The sequence below is a fragment of the Myxococcus xanthus genome (genome assembly GCF_006402735.1).
GTDB lineage: Bacteria > Myxococcota > Myxococcia > Myxococcales > Myxococcaceae > Myxococcus > Myxococcus xanthus_A.
The window spans coordinates 4,510,917-4,535,151 of the sequence record NZ_CP017174.1 but is presented as its reverse complement, the minus strand read 5'-3'; the positions used below and the strand labels follow the sequence as shown (position 1 = coordinate 4,535,151).

At 69.2% G+C, this 24,235-nt stretch carries 20 protein-coding genes; 5 read left to right on the top strand and 15 right to left on the bottom strand.

All coding sequences use genetic code 11. The features are described from left to right. Positions 1-13: 13 nt before the first annotated feature. From BHS09_RS18945 to BHS09_RS18920, 6 genes are all read right to left on the bottom strand, one after another. On the bottom strand, positions 14-565 hold the full coding sequence (locus BHS09_RS18945) for a peptidylprolyl isomerase (protein WP_140791921.1): 552 nt from the start codon (positions 563-565) through the stop codon (positions 14-16). Positions 566-614: 49 nt separating this feature from the next. After that, positions 615-1,322, bottom strand: coding sequence for a peptidylprolyl isomerase (locus BHS09_RS18940; protein WP_140791919.1), 708 nt, complete (start codon positions 1,320-1,322; stop codon positions 615-617). A gap of 47 nt (positions 1,323-1,369) precedes the next feature. Further along, the gene (gene rnc / locus BHS09_RS18935; protein ID WP_140791917.1) at positions 1,370-2,152 is read right to left on the bottom strand and encodes a ribonuclease III; all 783 of its coding nucleotides are present in this window, start codon (positions 2,150-2,152) and stop codon (positions 1,370-1,372) included. After that, positions 2,149-3,012 (bottom strand): hypothetical protein, encoded by an 864-nt coding sequence (locus BHS09_RS18930; protein ID WP_174258832.1) that lies wholly within the window; start codon positions 3,010-3,012, stop codon positions 2,149-2,151. Before BHS09_RS18930 ends, rnc begins: the two co-directional genes overlap by 4 nt. After that, a complete protein-coding gene (locus BHS09_RS18925) occupies positions 3,012-4,157 on the bottom strand; it encodes an acyl-CoA dehydrogenase family protein (protein WP_140791912.1) in 1,146 nt (381 codons plus the stop codon). The genes BHS09_RS18930 and BHS09_RS18925 overlap by 1 nt, the downstream gene beginning before the upstream one ends. A 71-nt stretch (positions 4,158-4,228) precedes the next feature. Further along, positions 4,229-5,758, bottom strand: coding sequence for an acyl-CoA carboxylase subunit beta (locus tag BHS09_RS18920; RefSeq protein ID WP_140791910.1), 1,530 nt, complete (start codon positions 5,756-5,758; stop codon positions 4,229-4,231). A gap of 202 nt (positions 5,759-5,960) precedes the next feature. On the opposite strand from BHS09_RS18920, the gene BHS09_RS18915 reads away from it, so the two are divergent. Next, entirely contained in the window at positions 5,961-6,320 is a 360-nt protein-coding gene (locus BHS09_RS18915; RefSeq protein WP_140791907.1) for a YtxH domain-containing protein, read from the top strand. 96 nt (positions 6,321-6,416) lie between these two features. Here BHS09_RS18915 and BHS09_RS18910 read toward each other — a convergent pair whose 3' ends face one another. Then, the gene (locus BHS09_RS18910; protein WP_140791905.1) at positions 6,417-7,193 is read right to left on the bottom strand and encodes an enoyl-CoA hydratase-related protein; all 777 of its coding nucleotides are present in this window, start codon (positions 7,191-7,193) and stop codon (positions 6,417-6,419) included. 103 nt (positions 7,194-7,296) lie between these two features. On the opposite strand from BHS09_RS18910, the gene BHS09_RS18905 reads away from it, so the two are divergent. Continuing rightward, a complete protein-coding gene (locus BHS09_RS18905) occupies positions 7,297-9,261 on the top strand; it encodes a TIM44-like domain-containing protein (RefSeq protein WP_140791903.1) in 1,965 nt (654 codons plus the stop codon). 75 nt (positions 9,262-9,336) lie between these two features. Here BHS09_RS18905 and BHS09_RS18900 read toward each other — a convergent pair whose 3' ends face one another. The 6 genes from BHS09_RS18900 to BHS09_RS18875 form a co-directional block, all read right to left on the bottom strand. Further along, positions 9,337-10,896 carry a methyl-accepting chemotaxis protein gene (locus tag BHS09_RS18900; RefSeq protein ID WP_140798513.1) on the bottom strand — a complete coding sequence of 520 codons (1,560 nt, stop codon included), beginning with the start codon at positions 10,894-10,896 and terminating at the stop codon, positions 9,337-9,339. Between the two features lie 155 nt (positions 10,897-11,051). Continuing rightward, on the bottom strand, positions 11,052-12,029 hold the full coding sequence (locus BHS09_RS18895; protein ID WP_140798512.1) for a hydroxymethylglutaryl-CoA lyase: 978 nt from the start codon (positions 12,027-12,029) through the stop codon (positions 11,052-11,054). Then, positions 12,022-12,750, bottom strand: a complete 729-nt coding sequence (locus BHS09_RS18890; RefSeq protein WP_140791896.1) for a class I SAM-dependent methyltransferase — start codon at positions 12,748-12,750, stop codon at positions 12,022-12,024. Before BHS09_RS18890 ends, BHS09_RS18895 begins: the two co-directional genes overlap by 8 nt. Further along, the gene (locus tag BHS09_RS18885) at positions 12,747-13,937 is read right to left on the bottom strand and encodes an aminotransferase class I/II-fold pyridoxal phosphate-dependent enzyme (protein ID WP_140798511.1); all 1,191 of its coding nucleotides are present in this window, start codon (positions 13,935-13,937) and stop codon (positions 12,747-12,749) included. The genes BHS09_RS18890 and BHS09_RS18885 overlap by 4 nt, the downstream gene beginning before the upstream one ends. A gap of 37 nt (positions 13,938-13,974) precedes the next feature. Continuing rightward, positions 13,975-14,883, bottom strand: a complete 909-nt coding sequence (locus tag BHS09_RS18880) for a phosphatase PAP2 family protein (RefSeq protein ID WP_140800709.1) — start codon at positions 14,881-14,883, stop codon at positions 13,975-13,977. Between the two features lie 35 nt (positions 14,884-14,918). After that, a complete protein-coding gene (locus BHS09_RS18875) occupies positions 14,919-17,420 on the bottom strand; it encodes an efflux RND transporter permease subunit (protein WP_237078394.1) in 2,502 nt (833 codons plus the stop codon). A gap of 431 nt (positions 17,421-17,851) precedes the next feature. On the opposite strand from BHS09_RS18875, the gene BHS09_RS18870 reads away from it, so the two are divergent. The 3 genes from BHS09_RS18870 to BHS09_RS18860 are packed head-to-tail and all read left to right on the top strand — an operon-like array spanning position 17,852 to position 21,608. Continuing rightward, complete coding sequence (locus tag BHS09_RS18870) at positions 17,852-19,390, top strand: aminotransferase class I/II-fold pyridoxal phosphate-dependent enzyme (RefSeq protein ID WP_140791890.1); 1,539 nt, start codon at positions 17,852-17,854, stop codon at positions 19,388-19,390. 7 nt (positions 19,391-19,397) lie between these two features. After that, the gene (locus tag BHS09_RS18865) at positions 19,398-20,579 is read left to right on the top strand and encodes an N-acetyltransferase (protein ID WP_140791888.1); all 1,182 of its coding nucleotides are present in this window, start codon (positions 19,398-19,400) and stop codon (positions 20,577-20,579) included. A gap of 27 nt (positions 20,580-20,606) precedes the next feature. Next, a complete protein-coding gene (locus tag BHS09_RS18860; RefSeq protein WP_140798510.1) occupies positions 20,607-21,608 on the top strand; it encodes an NAD-dependent epimerase/dehydratase family protein in 1,002 nt (333 codons plus the stop codon). Positions 21,609-21,676: 68 nt separating this feature from the next. Here the strand turns inward: BHS09_RS18860 and BHS09_RS18855 are convergent, their stop codons facing one another. Further along, positions 21,677-22,282, bottom strand: coding sequence for an MlaC/ttg2D family ABC transporter substrate-binding protein (locus BHS09_RS18855; RefSeq protein ID WP_140791884.1), 606 nt, complete (start codon positions 22,280-22,282; stop codon positions 21,677-21,679). 52 nt (positions 22,283-22,334) lie between these two features. After that, on the bottom strand, positions 22,335-24,086 hold the full coding sequence (locus BHS09_RS18850) for a TolC family protein (protein ID WP_174260564.1): 1,752 nt from the start codon (positions 24,084-24,086) through the stop codon (positions 22,335-22,337). Positions 24,087-24,235: the final 149 nt, after the last annotated feature.

The window sequence follows — 24,235 nt, the reverse complement described above, 5'->3', positions numbered from 1 at the left end:
GCGAGTAGACGGGCTACGGCTGGGTCGTCGAAATGGTCAGCTTGTTGATGACCACGGGCTGGCGGGGGCGGTCATCGCCGTCGCGCGGCACGCCGGCGATCTTCTCCACGACGTCGTAGCCGCTGAGCACCTCACCGAAGATGGTGTGCTTGTTGTTGAGGTAGGTCGGCTTGGACGTGGTGATGAAGAACTGGCTGCCGTTGGTGTTGGGGCGGCCGACGTTCGCCGTGGCCAGCAGACCGACTTTGTCGAAGGTCCGGCCGCTCTGGTACTCGTCCTCCACGTTGAAGCCCGGGCCGCCGCGGCCGGTGCCCGTGGGGTCACCACCCTGAATCATGAAGCCCGGAATCACGCGGTGGAAGATGATGCCGTCGTAGTAGGCGCGCTGGGTCTTCTCACCCGTCTTCGGGTCCTGGAAGGGCAGCTCGCCCGTCGCCAGGCCCACGAAGCTGCTCACCGTCTTGGGCGCGTCCTTCGCGAACAGCTTCACCACGATCTGCCCCTGCGTGGTGTCGAAGGTGGCGTAAAGGTCATTGCCCGCGCGGGCCTCGTCCAACATTCCCATGCTACCCTCCCGTGTGGGGGCCCGCCCTTCGGACGGACCCGGTCATGTGTCACGGCCTTGGTGAAACCGTCTTCGCGCCCGCGTCCTTCTGGGGCGCCGCTTCCTTGCCCGCCGCGGGGGCCGTCACGCCCGCGGGAGCCTTGTCGCCCAGCACCACGCGGGTAAGTACCACCGCGGTGCGCGGGCGGTCCCGGTTGTCCCGAGGCAAGTTGCTGATCTTCTCCACCACGTCGTAGCCGCCCAGCACCTCACCGAAGATGGTGTGCTTGCCGCCCAGGTGCCCGGGCGTGGAGGTGGTGATGAAGAACTGGCTGCCGTTGGTGTTGGGCCCCGCGTTGGCCATGGCCAACAGGCCCACTTTGTCGAAGGTGCGGCCGCTCTGGAACTCGTCCGCGAAGCGGTAGCCCGGATCCCCGAAGCCGCTGCCCGTGGGGTCCCCGCCCTGAATCATGAAGCCCGGAATGACCCGGTGGAACACCGTGCCGTCATACAGCGGCTTCTTCGACATCTTCTCCGTCTTGGGGTCCCGCCATTCCTTCTCACCGGCGGCCAGGCCCACGAAGTTGGCCACCGTCTTGGGCGCGTCCTTGGCGAAGAGCCGGACGACGATGGTGCCCTCGCTCGTCTGGAGCGTGGCGTACAGGTCCTTGCCGGCCGCGGCCTTCCGGGTCCACTTGCCGGAATCAGCGGCGAGGGCGGAGCCCGCCAGCAGGCAGGTCACCAGCGCGAGCGTCTTTCGGAGGGAGGCGGGGGGCATGTCGGCGCGGCACCTTACGCGCCGCCCCCTGCCCCATCCAAGGGGTTTCACGCCGGGGTGTCGTGTCGTGGCGTTCCGGGCGGGGGGGAGGTGGGACACGCGGCGTCTTCCCGCAGCTTCTCCAGCGTCGCCTGCGCGGCGGACTGCTCCGCCTCCTTCTTGCTTCGGCCGGTGGCCCGGGCGAAGGCCGTTTCCCCCAGCATCAGCTCCACCTCGAACACCTTGGAGTGTTCCGGACCGGACTCCGAGACGACGCGGTAGCGGGGCTGGAGCTTGAGCCGCTCGTGGGCCATCTCCTGGAGCAGCGTCTTGTAGTCGAGCCGGCCCTGGCCGCTGGACACCTCGTCCAGCAGGTCCGCGAAATACCGGTCCACCAGCGCCACCGCGGCGTCCAGGCCGCTGGTGAGGAACACCGCGCCAAAGACGGCCTCCAGGGCGTCCGCCAGGACCGAGTTCTTCTCCCGGCCGCCGGACATGAGCTCGCCCCGCCCCAGCAGCAGCAGGTCGCCCAGCGGAATGGTCCGGGCCACGCGGGCCAGGCCGTCCTCGTTGACGACGCGGGCGCGCATCTTGGTCAGGTCGCCCTCGGGCAGGCCCGGGCAGCGCGACATCAACCGGTGGCTGACGGCAAGGTTGACCACCGAGTCGCCCAGGAACTCCAAGCGCTGGTTGTCCTTCAGCTCCTTGTCCCGCGTCTCGTTGACGTACGTCTTGTGCGTCAGGGCCTCCAGCGCCGTCTCCATCCGGGAGAAGCTCAACCCCAACCGCGACTCCAGCAACTGCACCCGCTCGGACGGGCTCATCTTGTCCGCACCACTCAAACGCATCACTCCTGAGGTGCGTCCGGGCCCACCAGCCTCACGGCCGCGGGAGGGACCTTCAGCAGGTCCGCCACCATCCGCACGATGCCTGGAAACTCATCCAGTTCGAACCGCCCCGCCCACTCCTTGCCCTGGGGACCCGCCAGCAGCCCCCGGAAGGTTCGGCCCGCCACCCTCGCGGCGGCGAAGCGGTACGGACGGCCTTCCACCTGCAACTGCGCCAGCAGCTCCAGGCTGCTGCGGGGAGGCACCAACGCCTCGGCGCCGAACTTCTCAACGATGTCGGAGAAGCGCACCAGCCCCGCGCCCACCGGCGCCGCCTGCGGACGGGTCGCCGGCTCTCCAAAGAGCGCGACCAGGTAGCCCGTCAGCGCCGCGCGCTCCCGGAACTCCGACAGCTCCAGCGTGTGGCCGCTGCCGGTGGAGAGGTCTTCCTTCCCCCGGGCCACGCGGGCCACGCGGAAGTTGCCCAGCCGGTCCGACACCAGCGTGACGGCCAGCTCACCGTCCACCACCTCCGTGGACAGCTCCAGCGTCTCCGGATCCACGCGCGGCGTCAGCCCCAGCACCTGGAGCTCCGCCGAGCGGCGCTGGATGTGGAAGATGTGCTCGTTGAACGCGTCCGCGAGCAGCGCCTCGATATCGGCGACGTCGCTGAGCGCGCCCACCAGGATGGGAGCCAGACCCACCACGGCGGGCGGCGTGATGGGGATGAGACGGTCCCCCATCACCTGGAAGGTCACCTCCGGGATGAACGCCCGGGTGACGGGATTGACCAGCGGGGACGCATCCAGGTCCAGCACCGCCTCGGTGCCGGCCGCGTCCTCCCGCAACTGCAGCCCGAGGCCTTCCAGCCGCGCGGTGTCCATCAAGCCCCTTTGAAGGTTTCCCGGGCGATGATTGTACGCTGGATCTCGCTGGTTCCCTCGCCGATCTCACACAGCTTGGCGTCGCGCAGGTAGCGCTCGACGGGGAATTCGCGGGTGTAACCGTACCCACCGTGGATCTGCACGGCCTTGTTGCAAGCCCGCATGGCGGCCTCGGAGGCGAACAGCTTCCCCATGGAGGCCTCCCGCGAATACGGCTTGCCCTCGTCGGCCAGCTTCGCCGCGCGGTGGACCAGGAGCCGGGCGGCGTCCAGCTCCGTCTTCATGTCCGCCATCATCCAGCGCAGGCCCTGGAACTCGCTGATGGGCTGGCCGAACGCGGTGCGCTCGCGCGAGTAGCCAATGGACTCCTCCAGGGCGCCCCGGCCCAGGCCCACCGCCAGCGCGCCGATGGTGATGCGGCCGCGGTCCAGGATCTTCATCGTGTCGATGAAGCCGTGGTCCAGCTCGCCCACGCGCGCCGAGTCCGGCACCTCCACGTTCTCCAGGATGAGCTCGGCCGTGTCCGACGAGCGCATGCCCAGCTTCCCGTGGATGGGGCGCTGGCTGAAGCCCGGCAGGCCCTTGTCCAGCAGGAACGCGGTGATGCCCTTCTGCCGCTTCTGCGGCGAGGTCACGGCCAGCACCACGAACACGTCACCCACCGTGCCCTGGGTGATGAACATCTTGGCGCCGTTGAGCACCCAGCCGTCGCCCTTGCGCACGGCCGTGGTCTTCATGCTCGACGCGTCCGAGCCAGACCCCGGCTCCGTCAGGCCCCACGCGCCCAGGTACTCACCCGTGGCCAGCTTGGGCAGGTACTTCTGGCGCTGCGCGTCCGAGCCGAACACGCGCAGGTGGCTGGTGCCCAGGCCGTTGTGGCTGGCCACCGTCAGCGCGAGCGAACCGTCGTAGCGAGCGATCTCCTCCACCGCGACCGCCACGGCGAGCGAGTCCATGGCCGCTCCGCCGAACTCCTCGGCGACGAGCATGCCCATCACCCCGAGCTGCCCCAACTCCCGGACGACATCCATGGGGAACTTCTCGTCCTTGTCCCACTCGCGGGCATACGGCTTCACCCGCCGTTCGCAGAAGTCACGGATGGAGGACTGGAGGGCGCGATGGCTTTCAGGAAGGTCAAAATCCATGGTGTCAGCAGGATCTATAGCAGACGGCCCAGGCGCAGCCCGGGCCTTGGAGGTGGGGTAACGCTACCTACTCAAACCGGATAGACACCGTGCTTCTTTTCCGCCCGGGGCTGATGCCGCTGGGAGTAGACGCCGTAGCGCTGGGTGAGCTCTTGACGCAGCCGGTCACCCGGGACGATGTCGTCGATGACCAGCTCGCTGGCCAGCTTGTAGATGTCCACGTCCTGCTTGTACTCGTCGCGCAGCTTCTGGACGTAGGCCGGCCGCTCGGCCTCCGGCAGCTCCTGAATCTTGTTGTAGTAGACGGCGTTCACCGCCGCCTCCGGGCCCATGACGGCGATCATCGCGCCGGGCAGCGCGATGGTGGCGTCCGGGGCGAAGCCAGGGCCGCTCATGGCGTAGAGGCCGGCGCCGTAGGCCTTGCGGACCACCACGCAGATGCGAGGCACGCTGGCCTCGGACACGGCGGAGATCATCTTCGCGCCAGCGCGGATGATGCCCGCCCGCTCCACCTTGGTGCCGATCATGAAGCCCGGCACGTCCGCCAGGTAGAGCAGCGGGATGTTGAATGCATCACACAGCCAGATGAAGCGGGCCGCCTTGTCCGCGCTGTCCACGAACAGCACGCCGCCCTTGTACTTGGGCTGGTTGGCGACGATGCCCACCGGGCGGCCGTCGATGCGGGCCAGGCCCGTGACGAGCTCCTGGGCGAAGAGCTTCTTCACCTCGAACCAGCTGCCCTCGTCGATGAGCTCGTTGATGAGCTCATGCATGTTGAAGGGCTTGTTCTGATCGACGGGGACGATCTCCTCCACCTTCTTGCCGCCGGCCTTGGGGGCTTTGGGCTCGGCGCGCGGCGGCGTCTGGGAGAAGTTCTCCGGGAAGTAGCCGATGTACTTCTTCGCCGCCTCGATGGCCTCCTGCTCCGTCTTCACCAGCACGTCGCCGACGCCGGAGACGGAGCAGTGCATCTTCGCGCCACCCATCTCCTCCAGGGTGACCTTCTCGCCGATGACCATTTCCGCCATGCGCGGGCTGCCCAGGTACATGGAGGCATTGCCTTCCACCATGATGACCAGGTCGCAGAACGCGGGGATGTACGCGCCACCGGCGGCGGACGGACCGAAGAGCAGGCACACCTGCGGCACGAAGCCGGACATGTGCACCTCGTTGTAGAAGATACGGCCGGCGCCACGGCGCCCGGGGAACATCTCCACCTGGTCGGTGATGCGGGCACCGGCGGAGTCCACCAGGTAGAACAGCGGGCAGCGCAGGTCGCGGGCCGTCTCCTGGATGCGGAGGATCTTCTCCACCGTGCGGGCGCCCCAGCTGCCGGCCTTCACCGTGGAGTCGTTGGCCATGATGGCCACGGTGCGCCCGGCCACCTTGCCCACGCCGATGACGACACCATCCGAGGGCAGGTCCGGGTCCAGGTTGTTGGCGAGCTTCGCGTCCTCCACGAAGGAGCCTTCATCCACCAGCAGGCGGATGCGCTCGCGGGCGAAGAGCTTGCCCGCCTCCGTGTTCTTCGCGTGGTACTTCTGCGCGCCACCCTTCTCCACCTGGGCGATCTTCTCCAGCAGTCTCGAGTCTTGGGACATGGCCCGTGGCACATAGCAGAAAGGGCTACGGCTGGCTGCCTTCTCGCTGGGGGACCGGCGCGGCGTGACAGGCAGACGACGCACCGCGCAGAACAGTTCCCCAGGGGATGCCGCTCCAGGCTCCCCTGCCTACCTTGGTGCGTAACGGGGGCGTGCTCGCGAGTGATGCGCACCCGGCAACCATTCGGCCCAGGAGGGACGCATGTTCGCAGCGAAGAGAGGCAAGTGGATGGCCAAGGGGATTGCCCGGAGCGACCTGTACCGGAAGTGGCTGGCCCACAAGCTCGTCAATGACCTGCCCCGCGTGGCGCGGAACCGTTGGGATGACTTCGAGCCGGATGACGTGCTGCGGCATGTGGGGTTGACCACCTACAAGCCGGCGCGCGCGAGCCTGGGCGGCCTGGGCATCTTCCTCCTCGGCGTGGCCGCGGGTGGCGTGGCGGCCCTGCTGCTGGCCCCGAAGACGGGCACCGAGCTGCGGACCACCGTGAAGGACAAGGCCACGGCCTACATGAACAAGCAGAACGTCAACATGGGCCAGGAGCGCACCGCGAACGCCTGACCGGCGCGCGCGGCCTTCGGGCCATGACGTGATGCACTTCGGGGACGGGGCACCGGTGCGAACCGGGCCTTCCGTCCCCGAAGTCGTTCGTGCGGGCTAGCGGCCCTTGTAGACGGGCGGGCGCTTCTCCGCGAAGGCGCGCAGGCCCTCCAGGCGGTCCTCCGTCTTGAGGATCTCCTCGTACTTGCGCAGCTCCAGCGCCAACGCGTCGTCCAGTTCCAAGCCCGTGCCCTCGTCGATGGCGTGCTTGGCCGTGGCCACGGCGATGGGCGCGTTCTCCACCACCGACTCCGCCAGCCCGTACGCCACGGCCAGCAGGTGGCCCTCCGGCGCCAGCCGGTTCACCAGCCCCACGCTGAAGGCCTCCGCGGCGTTGATGCGGCGGGCGGTGAGGATGAGGTCCTTCGCGCGGCCCGGGCCCACCAGGCGCGCCAGGCGCTGCGTGCCTCCGCCGCCGGGGATGATGCCCAGCTTCACCTCGGTGAGGCCCAGCTCCCCCGCCGGGGCGGCCACGCGCAAGTCACACGCGAGCGCCAGCTCCGTGCCACCGCCGAAGGCCGCGCCGTTGATGGCGGCGATGAAGACGCAGTCGCTCTTCTCGAGCGCGCGGAAGGTGCGGCGCAGCCCGTCCAGGAAGGCGCGGACCTCGTCCTCGGCCATGGTGGCGCGCTCCTTCAGGTCGGCGCCGGCGCAGAAGGCCTTGTCGCCCGCGCCGGTGATGACGACGGCGCGCACGTCACGGCTGGAAGACACGCGGGTCACCAACTCGCCCAGCTCCTTCAACATGGCGCGGCTGATGGCATTGCGGCGGCTCTCGCCGTCGATGGTCCAGATTTCGATGGGACCTCGTGCGTCGACCTTGAATTCCGGCATGTTCGTTCCCCTTTCCCGGCCTGGCAGGCGGGCTGCTCTGGGCCGCGGCAGAGTGCGGCCATAAGCCGGGTCTGGCAAGGCGGAAACGGTTAGCATGGGGGACATGGCCACGCCTCTGCGCTCCATCTCGCACCGACTCTCCCGGTGGGCCCCCTGGCTGCCCGCCATCGCCTACGTGGCGCTCCTGCTCCCGCTCGAAGCCTTGGGCCGCGGAGGTGGCGGCGAGCACTACTCCCGCCCCTCGTCCGGCAATGGCGGTGGCCGCGGCGGCGGCGACGGGGACGGCGTCGCGCTCTGGGTCGTCTACCAGCTCTTCAGCCTCGTCTTCCGCTACCCCAAGGTCATGCTGCCGCTGCTCTGCATTGGCGGCATCGTGTACTGGCTGTACCGCCGCAACCTGCATCCGGACGCCACCACCAGGCGCGCCCTGGAGCAGCGCGAGGCGTATCAGCGCACCCAGGTGTCCCAGCGTGACGTGCAAGGCTGGGTGAACGCCCTCAAGCTGAAGGACCCCGCCTTCGAGCTGGAGCCGATGCTCGACAAGACGAAGTGGCTGTTCATGGAGCTGCAGCAGGCGTGGTTCCTCCGGGACATGACGCCGGTGCGGCCCTTCCTGTCGGACGCCACCTTCCAGCGCTTCGGCGTGCAACTGGAGCTCATGCGCGCGCAGGGCGTGCGGGACGCCATCACCGACTTCGAGGTGCTGGACCTCCAGCTCATCGGATTGGACCAGAGCCAGTGGTTCGACAGCATCCACGTCCGTGTCCACGCCCGGATGCGAGACACCGACGTGCCGGTGTCCTTCAGCGACGCGCAGGCCACAGAGGCCGCGCGCAAGGTCCCCAGCGAGGCCTTCACGGAGGTCTGGACCTTCGTGCGCAAGCCGGGGGCGCAGACGCGCATCGGCGCGGACCTGTTCCAGGGCAAGTGCCCCAACTGCGGCGCGCCGTTCAACGGTGGCGCGGCCAACAGCTGCGAGTTCTGCGGTGCGGTGGTGAACTCGGGCAACTACGACTGGACGCTGTCCGAAATCACGCAGGGCATCGAGCACGCGCCGTACCACAAGACGGTGGACGGGCTGATGCAGGCACGCGAGTCGGACCCGGCGCTCAACCTGGAGGTGCTGGAGGACCGCGCGTCGCTGCTGTTCTGGAAGTGGATTGACGCGCAGAGCCGCGGCGACACGAAGCCGCTGGCCAAGGTGGCCCGGACGGACACCGTGCAACGGCTGGAGACGGAGCTGGAGGGCCTGCGCCGCCAGGGGTTCCGCCGCGTGTTCCTGGAGTGCGCCGTGGGCTCCGCGGACGTGCGTTCGTTCCAAGTGGACCCGCAGGGCCAGGACGTGGCGCACGTGGAGATTCGCTGGAGCGCGCGCATGGGCGTGGGGCCCGCCAACGAGCGGCCCCGTTCCCTGCCCACCGTGCCCCAGCGCTACATCTTCACGCTGACGCGCAAGCACGGCGCGAAGACGAACACCGCCAACGGCATGTCCACGAACCGGTGCCCGCAGTGCAACGCGCCGCTGACGAACAGCGCCGCCACGGACTGCGAATACTGCGGCACGCCGCTGGCCACTGGTGAGCGGGATTGGGTGCTCGCGGCGGCGCGCACGTTCGAGGCGTGGAACGCGGACGAGGACGCGCGGTTCCGGGCCCTCCCTCCGCGCCGGGACGCGCCGCAACAACGTTTGGGTGACCATGGCCACACGCCGCGGCCCGAGGACGCGGTGATGGACGTCCAGGAGCGGCAGCGCCTGCTGTACATGATGGCCGCCATCGCCGCCGCCGACGGCGAGGTGACATCCGCGGAGCGCAAGCTGCTGAAGCTGTGCTCGGAGCGCTGGGGCGTGACGTGGGACAACGTGGAGCTGGCGCTGACCATGGGGCCACAGCTCTTCGACCGCCTCGTGGCGAAGGGCAGCCCCGAAGCGGAGGTGTTCCTGCGCAACATCGTGGAGATGGCGCTGGTGGACGGCCGCATCGACCGCAAGGAGCGGCGGATGCTGGTGAGCGCAGCCGCCCACCTCGGACTTCAGGACCGGCTGGAGTCCATGCTCGGCGGACGCTGAGGCGAAGGGGTGGGCTCCGGGGCGCGGCGGCACCGCGCGCCCCGGCCAGCAACCTCACACGCGGCGGACGCCCGCTTACGCGTCCCGGCTGAACGCAATCACCCGGCCCGCATCGTTCGCTGGCGGCGCCTCATCCGTCCTAGTGCCTTGATAGGTGTCGATGACGCCGTGGACACGGCCCGTCACCACGCGAAGTGTCTGGGCGGCGGTGGTCGTCTGTTCAACACGGCCCAGCGTCTGACTCATCATTGCGGACAATTCATCCACCGCTCCGGAGATCCGCGCCACGCCCGCGGCCTGTCGCGCCACCGCCACTGAAATCTGCTGCACGCCCTCGGTGCTGGTGCGCAGCACGGTGGACAGGCCCCGCAAGCGCTCTCCCGACGCGCGCACCACCTCGATGTCCCGCGCCATCCGCTCCGCCCCCATCAGGGAGAGCTCCACGACGTGCTGGATCGACTGGTGCGCGGTGTCCAGAATGCCGCTCACCTGCCCGGCCGCCCGGACGGACTGCTGCGCGAGCCGCCGCATCTCCGTGGCCACCACCGCGAAGCCCTTGCCGTGCACCCCCGCGCGCGCCGCCTCAATGGCCGCGTTCACCGCCACCATGTGGGACTGGTCCGCCAGGTCCTTCACCGCCAGGGTGACGCTCGAGAGCTGCCGCGCCTGGCCGTCCAATCCACGCAGGAGCCCGGCCATCTCCATCACCTGTGCGCGGATGGCCTCCAGGCCCTCCATGCTCTGGCCCAGCATGGCCTCGGCGTCGGCCCCCACGTCCCCCGCCTGAAGCGTGGAGGCGAGGATGGCATCCGCCTGATGAGAGGCCGTGGAAGACGCCCGCTGCATCTCGTTCGCCACTGCCTGCGTATCCGTGAGCGCCGCGGACTGGCGCGACAGCATCGCGCGCTGATCATCCGTGCTCGACACGAGCGAATGGGTCGCCTCCGTCAGCGCCCGCGCCGAGTCCACCAGCGGCTCCACCACGCGCGTGCGAACCTCTCCTTGAGACAACTCCAACCAGGCCTGTCGCGCCGCCAGCGCCCGGGCATCCTTCACCGCGCCTCGCCCGCCAATCAGGAGGAACACGTTCTCGAACACCACCCAGCCGATGTGCTCCCACGCGCGCCAGGCACTGGCGGACTCCACGCCGAAGATGGACAGGGGCCAGTACAGGCCGCGAAGCAGGTGGTCCGCCGCCACCAGCGCCGAGTAGAGGAACAGCACCCGCGCGTCCCGGTACATCGCCAGCAGCGCCAGGGACCCGAAGATGTGGAAGTGCGTCTCGATGCGCCCGTCCGTCAGATGGATGAGCAGCCCGGACACCAACGCCTGCGCCGTGGCGATGACGAACCGCGTGGCCTCCCGCCCCGGCAACGTCCACGCCATGGCCACCGGCAGGCTCGCCAGGAGGGCTCCCAGGCCGGCCGCCGCCCAGACGTGCGGATGGACCTGACTGGACGTCCCGCTCCACGTCCGGGGGGACAGCGCCAGGGCCACCACCAGCCCTGCGACCCACTGGAGTCCCATCAGCACGGCGAACATCCGGTCCGTGCGGCGGCTCAGCGCCACCTGGTGGGCGTCGAACAGCGATTGCGAACGTCTCGCGAGGACGTCGGCATCAAGCGAGACGTTCATCCGGCACTTCCCGTTGAGGCAGCAGGTGGGGTCAAAACGACCTCAACCCTACCCGCTCACCACCTCAAAACGTAAGTCCGAACAGAATTTTTCAATGATACCTGGATTTTAGGACTGTCAGGTACTTCATGACCTCGGCACTGGGCAGGGCTCGCTCACGTCTGGGCCCGGCGGGCGGCTTTCTTCTCACGCTCGCCCAGCGCGGCCTGGAGGTACTTGCCCGCCAGCTTCCGGCCGATCAGCTCCTGGGCAATCTCCCCGGCCTCCACCAGCCGGTCCAGGTTGATGCCGGTGTCCACGCCCATGCCGTGGAGCATGAAGACGGCGTCCTCGGTGGCCAGGTTCCCCGCCGCTCCCGGGGCGTAGGGGCACCCGCCCAGGCCGCCAATGCTGGCGTCGAAGGTCGTCACGCCCGCGGACAGGCCCACCAGCGCATTCGCCAGCGCGGTGCCGCGCGTGTCGTGCAGGTGCAGCGCCAGCTTCTCCACGGGGATGTGCTTCAGCAGTGCCTCCAGGAGGACCTCCGTCTGGCGCGGCGTGCCGATGCCAATCGTGTCACCCAGGCTGAGCTGGTAGATGCCCGCATCCACGAGCTGCCGGCAGATGTCCACCACGCGCTCCACCGGGACGTCGCCCTCGTAGGGGCAGCCCCACACGGTGGACAGGTAGCCGCGCACGCGCATGCCCGCCTGCAGCGCGGAGGCCGTCACCTCGCGCGCGCCCACCACGGCCTCGGCGATGCTCTTGTTGATGTTCTTCTTCGAGTGCGCCTCGGAGGCGGAGATGAAGACGGCGGCCTCCTCCAGGCCCGCGTCCTTCGCGCGCTCCAGGCCCTTGAGGTTGGGCACCAGCGCGGAGAACACGACGCCTTCGCGCCGGCCCACCAGCCGCAGCAGCTCCTCCGCGTCCGCGAGCTGGGGAATCCACTTGGGTGACACGAACGACGTCACCTCGATGCGCTTCTCCCCCGCGGCCACCAGCGCGTTGATGAGGCGCGCCTTGTCCCGCGTGGGCAGCGTGCGCAGCTCGTTCTGCAAGCCGTCCCGGGGACCGACTTCGTAGACGTCGACCTGCTTGGGCAACTGGCCCAGCCAGCCCAACCTCGCCCTGGAGTGTTCCTGCATCTCAGCCATGGCGCCGCTCCGCTCCCACGATCAGGTCGGTTGACTGCGCGTCCAGCGGCCCACCCGCCAGGCCACCGTGCACCCAGACGACGGAAAATCCCGTGCTTTCCAACAGCCTCACCCAATCCGCAAGGGGATAGTAACGAAGGGAATATGACGCGCGCAGGCATCGACCCTCCGGAGAGGTCAGCGTCCGACGTCCCTCGTCCCGCCCCGTCGAGGCGTCGAAGCAGCTCTCCTCCTCCAGGACGCTTCCATCCGGCAGCGTCTCGCGGAAGGCCGCCCGGGGGGACGCCGCCAGTCGCTCGAACGGCACCGTCTGGAACACCCACCGTCCTCCTGGCCGCAGCACGCGCGCGACCTCGCGGAGGATGTGCATGTGCTCGCCATCCGTGAAGGCGGCCAGCGTCGAGTACCACGCGTAGGCCCCCGCTAGAGACGCTTCGCGAAACGGCAGGGCCCGCAAGTCTCCCTGGATCGCCGGGAAGCCCGGGCGCCGCATGGCCAACGACAGTGCGTCCAACTCCAGCCCGATGACGCGCCCGGCCAGAGGCCCCACCGCGTTCAGCCGCGCCGCGTGGCGGCCATGGCCGCACCCCAGGTCCACCACCGGCGCCGGCCCCGCCACGTCCGTGAAGGCTCGGGCCAGGTAGTCCACCTCACGCGCGGTGACGGCCTCCGACAGGAACGGCAGCGTGCTGCGAAGGTAGAGCTCACCGAAGAAGCTCATCGCGACGACAGGCCCGCGCGCAGGCGGCGCACGGCTTCGTCCAGCACCGCCTCCGTCTTGCAGAAGGCGAAGCGGGCCAGCCCCTGCCCCAGGTGCCGGTGCGCCGGACCATAGAAGACGCTGGGCGGAATGGCCGCCACGCCCACCTCGGACACCAGGTGGCGGCAGAAGGCCACGTCATCGGCGAAGCCCTGGCGCGCGATGTCCGCGAGGATGAAGTAGCTGCCCTCCGGGGCGAACGCCGTCAGCCCGGACTCGCGCAGCCCGGTGAGCAGCCGCTCCCGCTTCGCCGCGTAGGACGCCGTCAGCTCCGTGAAGTACGCGTCTGGCAACCGTAGTGCCTCCGCCATGGCGGCCTGCAGCGGCGCGGCGGTGGCGAAGGTCACGAACTGGTGGGCCCGCTGCACCGCGTCCCGCAGCGGCGGCGGCGCGATGACCCAGCCCACCTTCCAGCCAGTGAGGCTGAACGTCTTCCCGCCGCTGCTCACCGTCACGGTGCGCTCGGCCAGCCCGGGCAGCGTGGCCGGACGCAGGTGGCGCGCGGGCTCGAAGACGATGTGCTCGTACACCTCGTCGGAGAGGACCTTCACGTCGAACTCGGCGCACAGCTCGCCCAGGAACGTCAATTCATCGCGGGTGAACACCTTCCCCGTCGGGTTGTGCGGCGTGTTGAGGATGAGCAACCGGGTGCGCGGGTTGAAGGCGGCGCGGACCTCGTCCCGGTCGAACCACCACTGCGCGTGGTCCGCGTCCGGCGGGCGCAGCGGCACGAAGCGCGCGGTGGCCCCCACGAAGGTGATGTTGGCGTCGTAGGAGTCGTAGAAGGGCTCGAAGGCCACCACCTCGTCGCCCGGGTCCACCAGCCCCAGCAGCGTGTCGAGGATGGCCTCGGTGGCGCCGCTCGTCACCGTCACCATGGTGTCCGGGTCCACCGTCTGGCCGTAGAAGCGCGCCGAGTGCTCGGCGATGGCCACGCGCAGCTCCCGGGCGCCCGCGCCCATGGCGTACTGGTTGCCCCCGTCGCGGATGGCGCGCTGCGCCGCTTCCTTGATGGCCGCCGGACCGTCGAAGTCCGGGAACCCCTGCCCCAGGTTCACCGCGCCGTGGCGGGCGGCCAGGGCGCTGAACTCGGAGAAGACGGTGGTGGCGAACCGGGTGACTCGCTGCGCGGCTACGGGCCTGGACATGGACGTCGGCTCCTCGCGCCGCGTACCGTCCGGGCGCTCAGGGCCTGACGATAGCGTCCACCGGCACGGAACGCGCGTCCTTCACCACTTCGCGCTGGCGGGCCGCCCGGGAGACGCCCAGCGCCAGCCCCGTCACCACCATGACCATGGGCACCGCGCAGAGCAGGTCCGTGGCGTAGTGGAAACGGCCCACCAGCGTGGCCGCGATGAGCCCCAGGCCCGGCAGCAACATCACCCAGAAGACACGGCGGGAGAACCGCCACGCGTAGTACAGCACCAGCAGCGTGGCGCCGGTGTGTCCCGACGGGAAGCAGTCACGCGCGAACAGCGGCTTGCGCATGAGTGAATCCAGCAGCGGCGCCAGCGAGCCCTGCAGCGGCCCATCGAACGCGTCAACCAGGAAGTAGCGAGGCCCCACCGCCGGCACCAGCGCGTAGGCCGCGTAGTTGAGGAAGAAGAGCAGCCCCAGGGCGGTGAGGTACTCGTCGTACTCCGCGCCGCCCGGGCGCCGGTAGAGCACCAGCCCCATCACCAGCGCCCAGATGAAGTGGCCGTAGTAGCAGACCAGCAGGATGTCGTTGAGCCACGCCGGGACGACGCGCGACAGCACCACGGCCGCCTGCATGCCGAAGAGCCGCTGGTCGGCCGCCACCAACTGCGCGTCCTTGAGGAGGGGGTTCACCGTGTCCACCACGGGAGACAGCCAGCCGTGCGTCATCACCGCCGTGGGCAGCAGCCACCAGTCCGCGAGGGCGTGGAGCCACCGGTGCCCCGGGAACGACGCGGCCACCGTGCGGAGGACGAGCGGCCCCACGCCCACCACCGCGAACAATCCCGCGCAGCGCAGCGCATCCGGCGCCCACCGGCCCGGCCCCAGCAGGAGCAGTGAAGCCAACGCGCACGACACGACGATGATGAGGTCCACGGTGGTGAGCTGGACGCGCACCGCCTCACCGCGAACGCTTTGGGAATACCAGGAACTCACGCCGACTTACGCTCCCCCGGCGGCGCGGCTTGCGCGCCAGATTCGCCGAGTTCGAGGCTCTGAACGACCGCCCCCTTCCCCGCCACCGCATCCTCGCGCCCCTTCCACCGCTCCAGCAAGGCGAGCAGCGCGGGGAAGAAGACCGTGGTCCCCAAGAAGGTGCACATGACCCCCAGCAGCGCAATCTGACCGATACTCCGCAGGCCCTGGTGGTTGGCGACCAGCAGCGCGCCATACCCGGCCGCGTTGGACAGCGTGGCCACCACGGCCGCCAGCCCCGTGTGGCGCACCACCTTGCCGAGCGAGCCGGGCCCCTCTTCCTCGTACCGGTGGAAGAGATGCACTGAGTTGTCCACGGCGATGGCCAGCAGGTTCGGCAGGACCACCGCGTTGATGAAGTTGAGCTGGACGTCGAACAGGTACATGCCACCCGCCAGGCACGTCATGCCCAGGAACAGCGGCCCGGTGACGAGCAACGCGCGCTTGAAGCTGCGCAGGCTCACCAGGATGACGACGAACACCACCGCGGCGGCGGACCACAGGATGAGCGGTCCGTCCGCGCTCACCAGCGCGAAGATGCGCGCGGCGATGCGGTTGCTGTCCAGCACGGCCATGTCGATGCCGCGCGCCTTCACGCCCTCCACCACCTGGTCGATCTGTGTGGCCCAGCGCCGCAGCTCCTCGGTGTCGGAGTTGGAGACGGAGGGGAACAGGAGCAGGAAGGTGCCCTTCCCGTCCGTGGCCTCGAAGCGCCGGCGCACCTCCACCGGCAACGCATCCAGGCCGTAGGGCTTCGCCTCCAGCATCCGCTGGAACTCCTGGAGCCGCGCGTCCGCGCGAAGCTCCGCGGGCAGGTCCTCCAGACCTTGGAAGGCCTCGCGCAAAGCCGACAGCTCCACCTCCCGGCGCTCGACATCGGACGGCAGCAAGTCATTGAGGGACGCGGAGTCGAGGATGGCGGAGTCCGCGCCGTTGCGCTGCTTCACCTCCGCGATGACGGCCTCCACCTGCGCCGCCTGCGCCACGTCATCCACCAGGAAGATGGCCGGGTTGAGGGGCTGGCCCAGCTGTTCGGTGACGCGGTCATCCAGGCGCGATGCCGGGGACTCGCCCTTGAGCTTGCGCATGTCCGTCTCGAAGCCCAGTTGGGGCGCCACGGAGACGGAGAACGCGGCGAAGCCCACCACCGACAGCGCCAGCGCGGCGATGGCGCCCGTGGGCCAGCGCCGCCACGCCCGCTCCGGCTGGGACACCTGGGATGCGGTGGCTTCGGCCGCCACATCCACGCGGGCCGGACGCAGCCGCTCCGCGATGGCCAGCAGCGAGGGGCCCATCGCATACGTCGCCAACACGGCCAGCAGCACCCCCAGGCCGGCCAAGAGGCCGAACTGGTTGAAGGCCTGGAACTGGGCCAGCAGCAACACGAAGAAGGCCGCCGCGTTCGTCACCGCGGACGTCACCGCGCCGCTGAAGGTGCCGCGCACCGCCGTGGCGATGGCCTCGCGGGCCGGACGCGTGCGCCGCTCCTCCCAGTACCGCATGCACAGGTGAACGCCGTACTCGATGCCCAGGCCAATCAAGATGGCGACGAGGAAACCCGTCACGATGTTGAGGTGGCCGATGGCCAGCTGCGCCGCCGCGAACGTCAACACCACGCCCACCATGACGGGGATGCCAACGACGGCCAGCGCCGCGACCCGCCGCGTGGCGAGCAGGATGAGTCCCACCGCGATGAGCGCGGACAGCGTGCCGGCGCGCGACAGGTCGCCGCGCATCACCGCGTCCTCTTCGATGCGCCCCTGGAAGTTGCCCGTGGCCTGCAGCGTCACGCCCGGATAGCGCTGCGCCGCGAGCGTACGTCCGGTGCCCATCGCCTGGTCCACGAAGCGCCGTGCGAACCCCAGGTCCCCCGCCGTCCCAGACGGCTTGATCATCAAATAAACTTCGGTGCCGTCCGCGCTGGCCAATGACGCGCGCATGGGCGCGTCCGGCGCGTACTTCTTCGCGATGGCCTCGAAGTCCGGCGGCTCCGGCGTGCCCCCCAGGTCGAAGAAGAAGGGGTTGGCGCGCTGTCGCTCGTAACGCACACGCGCCGTCAGGTCCTGGCGCAACGCAGCGAGTTTCTCGATGGGCAATAACAGCAGCGCATTTCGACGGAAGAAGTCCACGTCATAGCGGTGCTCGACGTAGCGGACCTCGGGCATCGCTTCCAATTGCGTCTGCAATTCGGCCGCGTATGCCTCCAGGCGCTCCGGCGTGTCTCCCTTTGCCACGAGGACCAGGTAGCCGTCCCCGCCTGCCTTCTCTGACACGAGTGTCAGATCCCGCACTTCTTGGGATCCCTGAGGGAGCAGCTCCACGAACGACCCGCGGAACTCCAACCGCGACGCCAGCGCCATACCGCCCAGCGCGAGCAGCGCAAACACGAGCAACACCTGCCAGGGACGCGAGACCGCGGCCTGGATGAAGCCTTCGAACCACCGTTGAGACCTGGCCAACGTCGACTCCTCGGGGACCGGCCACGGAGCAAATTCCCGGCCAGTCAGCGGCGCTCTTGAACAGCGGGTGAAGCGGAAGGCTTCCAGGCGCGCACCGCCCACGGCAGGTGTGCAGCCCAATGCACACCTTGCGCTCCAGTATCGACTGGAGAACACCGTGTGTCGGACGGCGGGGTGCCATCAAAGTCTCAGTGCTGTCAAGGCGAGCCCGGATACGGGGGACGACAGCGAGATGGACGGCGCGGCGCTTGCCTTGACACTGCCGCGCTCCCTCTTTATTCACGGCCCCGCGTCCCCCGTGGGAGGCCGCCGGACGCAGAAATCCCCGATGTGGAACGTTCCTTCAATCGGGGGAGTCGCGACTGGAGAGCCCCAGGCTCCCGGGCCGGTCCATGCCTCCCGACGCAGCCTGAGAGAAAGACCGATCACCCATGAGCGACGTCTTCGACAAGTGCCGTAACTGGAAGGACTACCGTATCGCGAAGGCTACGGGTCTCTATCCGTACTTCCGTGCCATCGAAGCGTCGCACGGTGCCACCGAGGTGGAGATCGAAGGCAAGCGCGTCATCATGGTCGGGTCCAACAACTACCTGGGCCTGTCCGCCGATCCGCGCGTGAAGGAAGCGGCCATCAAGGCGACGGAGAAGTTCGGTACCACCAGCTCCGGCTCGCGACTGCTCAACGGCACACTGGCGCTGCACGAGGAGTTGGAAGCGCGGCTGGCGAAGTTCCTCAACCGCGAGTCCGCCATCGTCATCTCCACGGGCTTCCAGACGAACCTGGCGCTGGCGTCCATCCTGGGCCGGCACGACATCGTCTTCAGCGACCGCCAGAACCACGCGTCGCTGGTGGACGGCATCCGCCTGTCCTTCGCCACCGAGCGCAAGTTCCGCCACAACGACATGGACCACCTGGAGCAGCTGCTGTCCCAGGCGGATCCGGACGCGGGCAAGATCATCGTCACCGACGGGGTCTTCTCCATGGAGGGCGACATCTGCAACCTGCCCCGCATCGTGGAGCTGGCCAAGCACTACAACGCGCGGGTGATGACGGATGACGCGCACGCCATGGGCGTGCTGGGCACGCTGGGCCGGGGCACGTCCGAGTACTTCGACCTGGAAAAGGAGACGGACCTCGTCATGGGGACCTTCTCCAAGAGCTTCGCGTCGCTGGGCGGAGTGCTGGCCGGGCCCTTCGAGGTCATCAACTACATCCGCCACAAGGCGCGCTCGGTCATCTTCTCCGCGTCCATGACGCCGGGCTCCATCGCCGCGGCGCTCAAGGCGCTGGAGATCATCGAAGCGGAGCCGGAGCGCCGCGCCCGCCTGCTGGACATCGCGGAGAAGATGCACAACGGCTTCCGCGCCATGGGCTTCGACACGGGTGTGTCGGTGACGCCGGTGGTGCCGGTGCACATCGGCGACCAGGTGAAGTGCTTCCGCTTCTGGCGCGCGCTGCATGAGGCCGGCGTCTTCGCCAACCCGGTGATTCCGCCGGCGGTGGAGCCAGGCCACGCGCTCATCCGCACCTCATACATGGCCACGCACACGGACGCGCAGCTGGACCGCGTGCTCGACACCTTCGAGACCATTGGCCGGAAGCTGGGCGTGATTCCAGAGACGCGTCCCACCGTCTACGAGCCGGTGCAGATCGCCCGCCCGGGCACCCGCATCCTGTCCAACCGCGCGAGCGAGAAGTGGGCCGCGGGCTCGAACGGTCTGCTGGCGGACAAGGGCGGCATCACGCTGGACCAGCTGTCGCGCATGTCGTCGCGCGAGGTGGCTGGCCGCTTGTTCGACGCGGTGGAGCAGCTCACCTGGCGCGCGGCCAACCTCCAGCCGGAGGACCTCCGCAAGCTGGGCAACGCGCCCATGAAGCTATGGGAGAAGCGCGGCGAGCTGCCGGGCCTGCTGCTGGAGAAGGGCGCTCACTTCTTCATGCGCAACGGCGCCCACTCCGACCGGAACTGAACCGCCCATGGCCCTCCACGCCGAGCCGTCCCAGCCGACCCACGCGTCCTCGACCATGCCATCGGACGTGCAGGTGACCCCTGTCCGCGGCGAGGCGGAGCGGATGCAGTTCATCCGCCTCCCCTACGCCCTCTACAAGAGCGACCCGCACTGGGTTCCTCCGCTGGAGATGGAGCGCCGGGACTTCCTGGACCCGAAGAAGAACCCCTTCTTCGAGTACGGCGAGCTGGAGCTGTTCCTCGCCCGGCGCGGCCCGGACGTGGTGGGCCGCATCGCCGCCATTCGCAACCCGCGGCACATGGAGATTCACGGCACGAAGGAGGGCTTCTTCGGCCTCTTCGAGTGCGTGAATGACGCGGGCGTCGCCCGGACCCTGCTGGAGGCCGCCGCGGCCTGGCTGCGCCCGCGGGGCATGGACGCCATGCTGGGGCCGGCCAACCTGTCCTCCAACCAGGACTGGGGCCTGCTCATCGACGGCTTCGATACGCCGCCCGCGGTGATGATGCCGCACAACCCGCCCTACTACGCGGCGCTGCTGGAGGCCTGTGGCCTGACGAAGGCCAAGGACCTGTACGCCTACGAGCTGTCATCGTCCGCGCAGCCGCCGGAGAAGGTGGTGCGCATCGCGGAGAAGATTCGCGTGCGCGACGGCGTCGTCGTGCGTCCGGTCAACATGAAGGACCTGGACGCCGAGGTGAAGCGCATCCGCGACATCTACAACTCGGCGTGGGAGAAGAACTGGGGCTTCGTGCCCTTCACCGACGCGGAGTTCGACCACCTGGCCAAGGAGCTCAAGACGGTCGTCCGGCCGGAGCTGGCGCTCATGGCGGAGGTCCAGGGCGAGCCGGTGGCCTTCTCCCTGACGGTGCCGGATGCCAACCAGGCCATCCGCGCGGCCAACGGGCGGCTCACCACGTTCGGCCTGCCCATCGGCCTGGTGAAGCTGGCGCTGGCCTCGCGCCGCATCAACCGGCTGCGCCTCATCATCCTCGGCATCAAGGAGGGCTTCCGGCGCCGCGGCCTGGACGCCATCCTGTACCTGGACACCCTGCGCACGGCGAAGCGGCTGGGCTACGTGGGCGGGGAGATCTCCTGGACGCTCGAGGACAACCACCTGGTCAACCGCGCCATCGAGTCCATGGGCGCCCAGCGCTCCAAGACGTACCGCGTCTACACGCGCGCGCTCTGACCGCAGCCCGACTCCGAGGAGTCTTCCTTGCGATTCCTGCTCACTGGCGGCACCGGGTTCATTGGCCAGCGGCTCGCGCGCCGCATCGTGGAGCGTGGCGACACGCTCACCCTTATGGTGCGCGCCAGCTCGCGCCGTGGGCCCCTGGAGGGACTGGGCGCCCGCTTCGTGGTGGCGGACCTGACAACGGGCGCGGGACTGGCCGAAGCCGTGCGCGACGTGGACTGCGTGCTGCACCTGGCGGGTGTCACCAAGTCCCGCGAGCCCGAGGGCTACATCGAGGGCAACGCGAAGGGCACCCGCCGCCTGGTGGAGGCCATGGCCGCCCAGCCCCACCCTCTCAGGCTGGTGTACTGCTCGTCGCTGGCCGCCGCCGGTCCGTCCACGCCGGAGCGCCCGCGCCGCGAGGAGGACCCGCCCGCGCCCGTGTCCATCTACGGCCGCAGCAAGCTGGGCGGCGAGGAGGCGGTGCGGGAGTTCGCGGACCGGGTTCCGTCCGTCATCGTCCGGCCGCCCATCGTCTACGGGCCCGGTGACGTGGAGTTCCTCCCGTCACTGCTGCCCATGGCGAAGTTGGGGCTGGCGCTGAAGAGCGGCTTCGGGCCCAAGCGCTACTCGCTCATCCACGTGGATGACCTGTGCACCGCCCTGCTCGCGGCCGCGGATCGCGGCCCCACGGTGTCGAAGGAAGACCCGGCGCGCGGCGTGTATGGCGTGTCCGACGGCGTGGAGCATTCCTGGGAGGACGTCTGCGCGGCCATGGCCGGGGCGCTCGGCAAGGGCCGGCCCGCCGTGCTGCCCGTGCCGCAGACGGTCAGCTACGTGGTGGGGCTGGGCTCGGAAGCCGTGGCCCGCCTGCGCGGCACGGTGCCCATCCTCAACCGGGACAAGGTGCGGGAGATGCGGTGCGCAGCGTGGACGTGCTCCACCGAGCGCGCGAACCGGGAGCTGGGCTTCCTGCCCACCATCCCCCTGGCCCAGGGCCTGGCCGGCACCTTGGCGGCATACCGCGAGGCGGGCGGCCGCTGAAAAGACGAAGGCCGAGGCACCCTCGAGGGTACCTCGGCCTGGACTCGTGACGCGGACCGCGCTGGGCGTCAGGGGACCGCCGTCTGTTCCGCGCTCTTCTCGGCCGACGCCGCGTTCTCCTTCTCCAACTGCGTCCGCTTGCTCTTCAGCGTGGACAGCAGGCCGTCGAAGCCCTTGTCGGCGAGCAGCTTGCGGAACTGCCCCTTGTACGTGTCCACGAGGGACACTTCGTCGGTGATGACGTCGTAGATGCGCCACGCTCCGGTCGCCGACGTGCGGTACAGGCGGTACTCGACGGGGACGGCGTCCTTCTTCACCGTCACCGTGGTGCCCACGGAGGCCTCGTTACCGTCGACGCCCTCCTCGCCGTACTTCACCTGCGCTTGCGCCTGCCCCAGGGCCTTCTGGGCATAGGACGCGCGCAGCAGGCCCGTCATCGTCTCGGTGAACTCCTTGCGCTGGGCGGGCTGGAGGCCGGCCCAGGTCTTGTCACCCAGCGCACGCTTCGCCAGTTCCTCGAAGTCGACGAACTTCTCCACGACGGTGGCGAGCGACTGCGCAGTGGCACCGGGCGCGTTGGCGGCCTTCTGCACGTCCGCATTCCCGGATTGGACGACCGTCAGTGGGCCGGGCGCGGCGGCAAGCAAGGTGGCGGCAAGCAGGGAAGCAATCATTCAATGGGCTCCGAGTGAAAGGACGGCAGGGAAGACTGTAGTGAGCGCATGGTTATTCACCCGGAGCCAGCGGCGCCCCGGTTACCCGCGCGAGGGCGGCCATACCTACCCGAACGTCGTGCCAGCTCTTGCCTTTGTCACCTGAAGCCTGGGCATAGGCCGTGAAAGCGTCCACCAGGTCACGTGTGTCACCGGTCCCCAGGTCGAACGCGGTGAAGGCGGCCGTCACCCACCGGCGGGCGCTCCGCTCCGCCTCGCCAAAGGCCCGGGCGCGACTCCAGGCGGACACCAGCTCGCCGTGCACCTTGGAGACCTCCAGGCGGATGCCCGCGCGAATCTGCTTCTCCTGCGCGCGCAGCTTGTCCAGCTCCGCGCGGGCCTGCTCGAGCTGGGCGTCCTTGATGGGAATGTCGAACGTCCCCCGCATCACCAGGCCCAGGCCCGCGGTGCGGTCGTTGAACGGATCAAACGCGAAGGGCGTGCGCTGTCGCGTGGCGCTGGTGGTGAAGCGCACATCGTAGAAGCCGGCCAGACCCAGGTCCGGGTAGTAGCTGCGCTCGCGGATGAAGACCTCCTGCTCGCGAGCGGCGATGCCGGCGGCGACGGCCGTCAATTCCGGACGGGACTGCTCCGCGCGCACCAAAGCCTGCTCCAGGCTGGGCACCGGAACGTCCTCTTTGAGCTCCAGGTCTTCTTCCACGACGGTGACGGCGTCTTCGGGCCCCACGTTCGCCAGCAGGCCGATGGCGGCGAGCGCGAACTGACGCCCCTGCAGGGCCTCCGCCTTGCGCGCTTCGACAATCTGCCGGAAGAAGCGGACCTTGTACGAGTCCACAGCGGACACCTGGCCCGAGTCCTCCTTGAGCAGCCGCTCGATGCGCTGGCCAGCGTCCTCCAGCCGCTTCGACACCTCTTCAATCTGCTGAAGCCCGTTCCGCGCCAACTGGTAGCCGAAGTACGCCTGCGCGGCCTGGAAGCCGACCTCGTTGCGCGTGCGCTCGCGGAGCGCGGCCCCCAGCACCGGCCCCTGCGCGCCCGCCTTCTCCAGCGCCGTCAGCTTGCCGAAGGTGTAGAGCGGCAGCACCGCGTTGCCGGTGGAGAACATCGTCACGCCGACGCGGCCGAAGTTCAGGTCTCCTTTATAAGTAGCCTCCGTGGTGGGCGGTCCACCCAGGCCGTCGTTGCGGGCCTCGGGCGTGGGGCCTCCCGCGCCCACGGTGATTTCGAACTTGGGGAACCAGGCCCACCGCGCCTGTTGGTAGAGCGCCTGGAACTTGCGCAGCTCCGCCGTCGCCTCCTCCACCCGGGAGTCCGCTTCGCGAGCCCGCGTCACCAGCTGCGCCAGCGTCAGCGGCTCCCGCCGCGCGGATTTCTCCTCCGAGTCCGGCGCATCCGTCACGCCCTCCTTCACCTGCTCCGCCTCGGCGGAGGGTTCCAAGACTGGTGCGGGTGAAATGGCCTGCCCCCGCTGGGAGGAACCCGGCGTCTCCTCAATGGAGCTGGGAGCAATGCCCGGCGGACTCGGCGGCAATTCCCTCCCCCCGGTTCCCACGCGCGGCGTGGGCCGCGTCCCTCCGGGCGCCCCAGTGTCAGGCACCGTCGTCGGCGCGTCGGAACCCGGCGTCCCCAGGTCCGGCGTCGTCGGCGCTGGCGTAGCGCCGGGCGTGGAGGGGGCCGGCGTGCTTCCGGTGCCGGTTGAAGGGCTGCTCCCCGTCCCGACCGAACCGGGGGTGAGCTGCGCTCCGGCAACGCCCGCCACGAGCACCAGCGCCATTGTCACGCCATGATCCAGGTGTCTGCGCATCAACCCGCCTTGTGTAGCTCCCCATAGCCGAGAACCCCACGGCGGCGCAGCATGTCCGTTCGACAGCGGGCCGTCACCGGTGTTGTTCGTCCCATGGCACCGGCCGGAGATTGTGGACGGCCGCGCCGAAAGGAACGGGGGATGTGCAC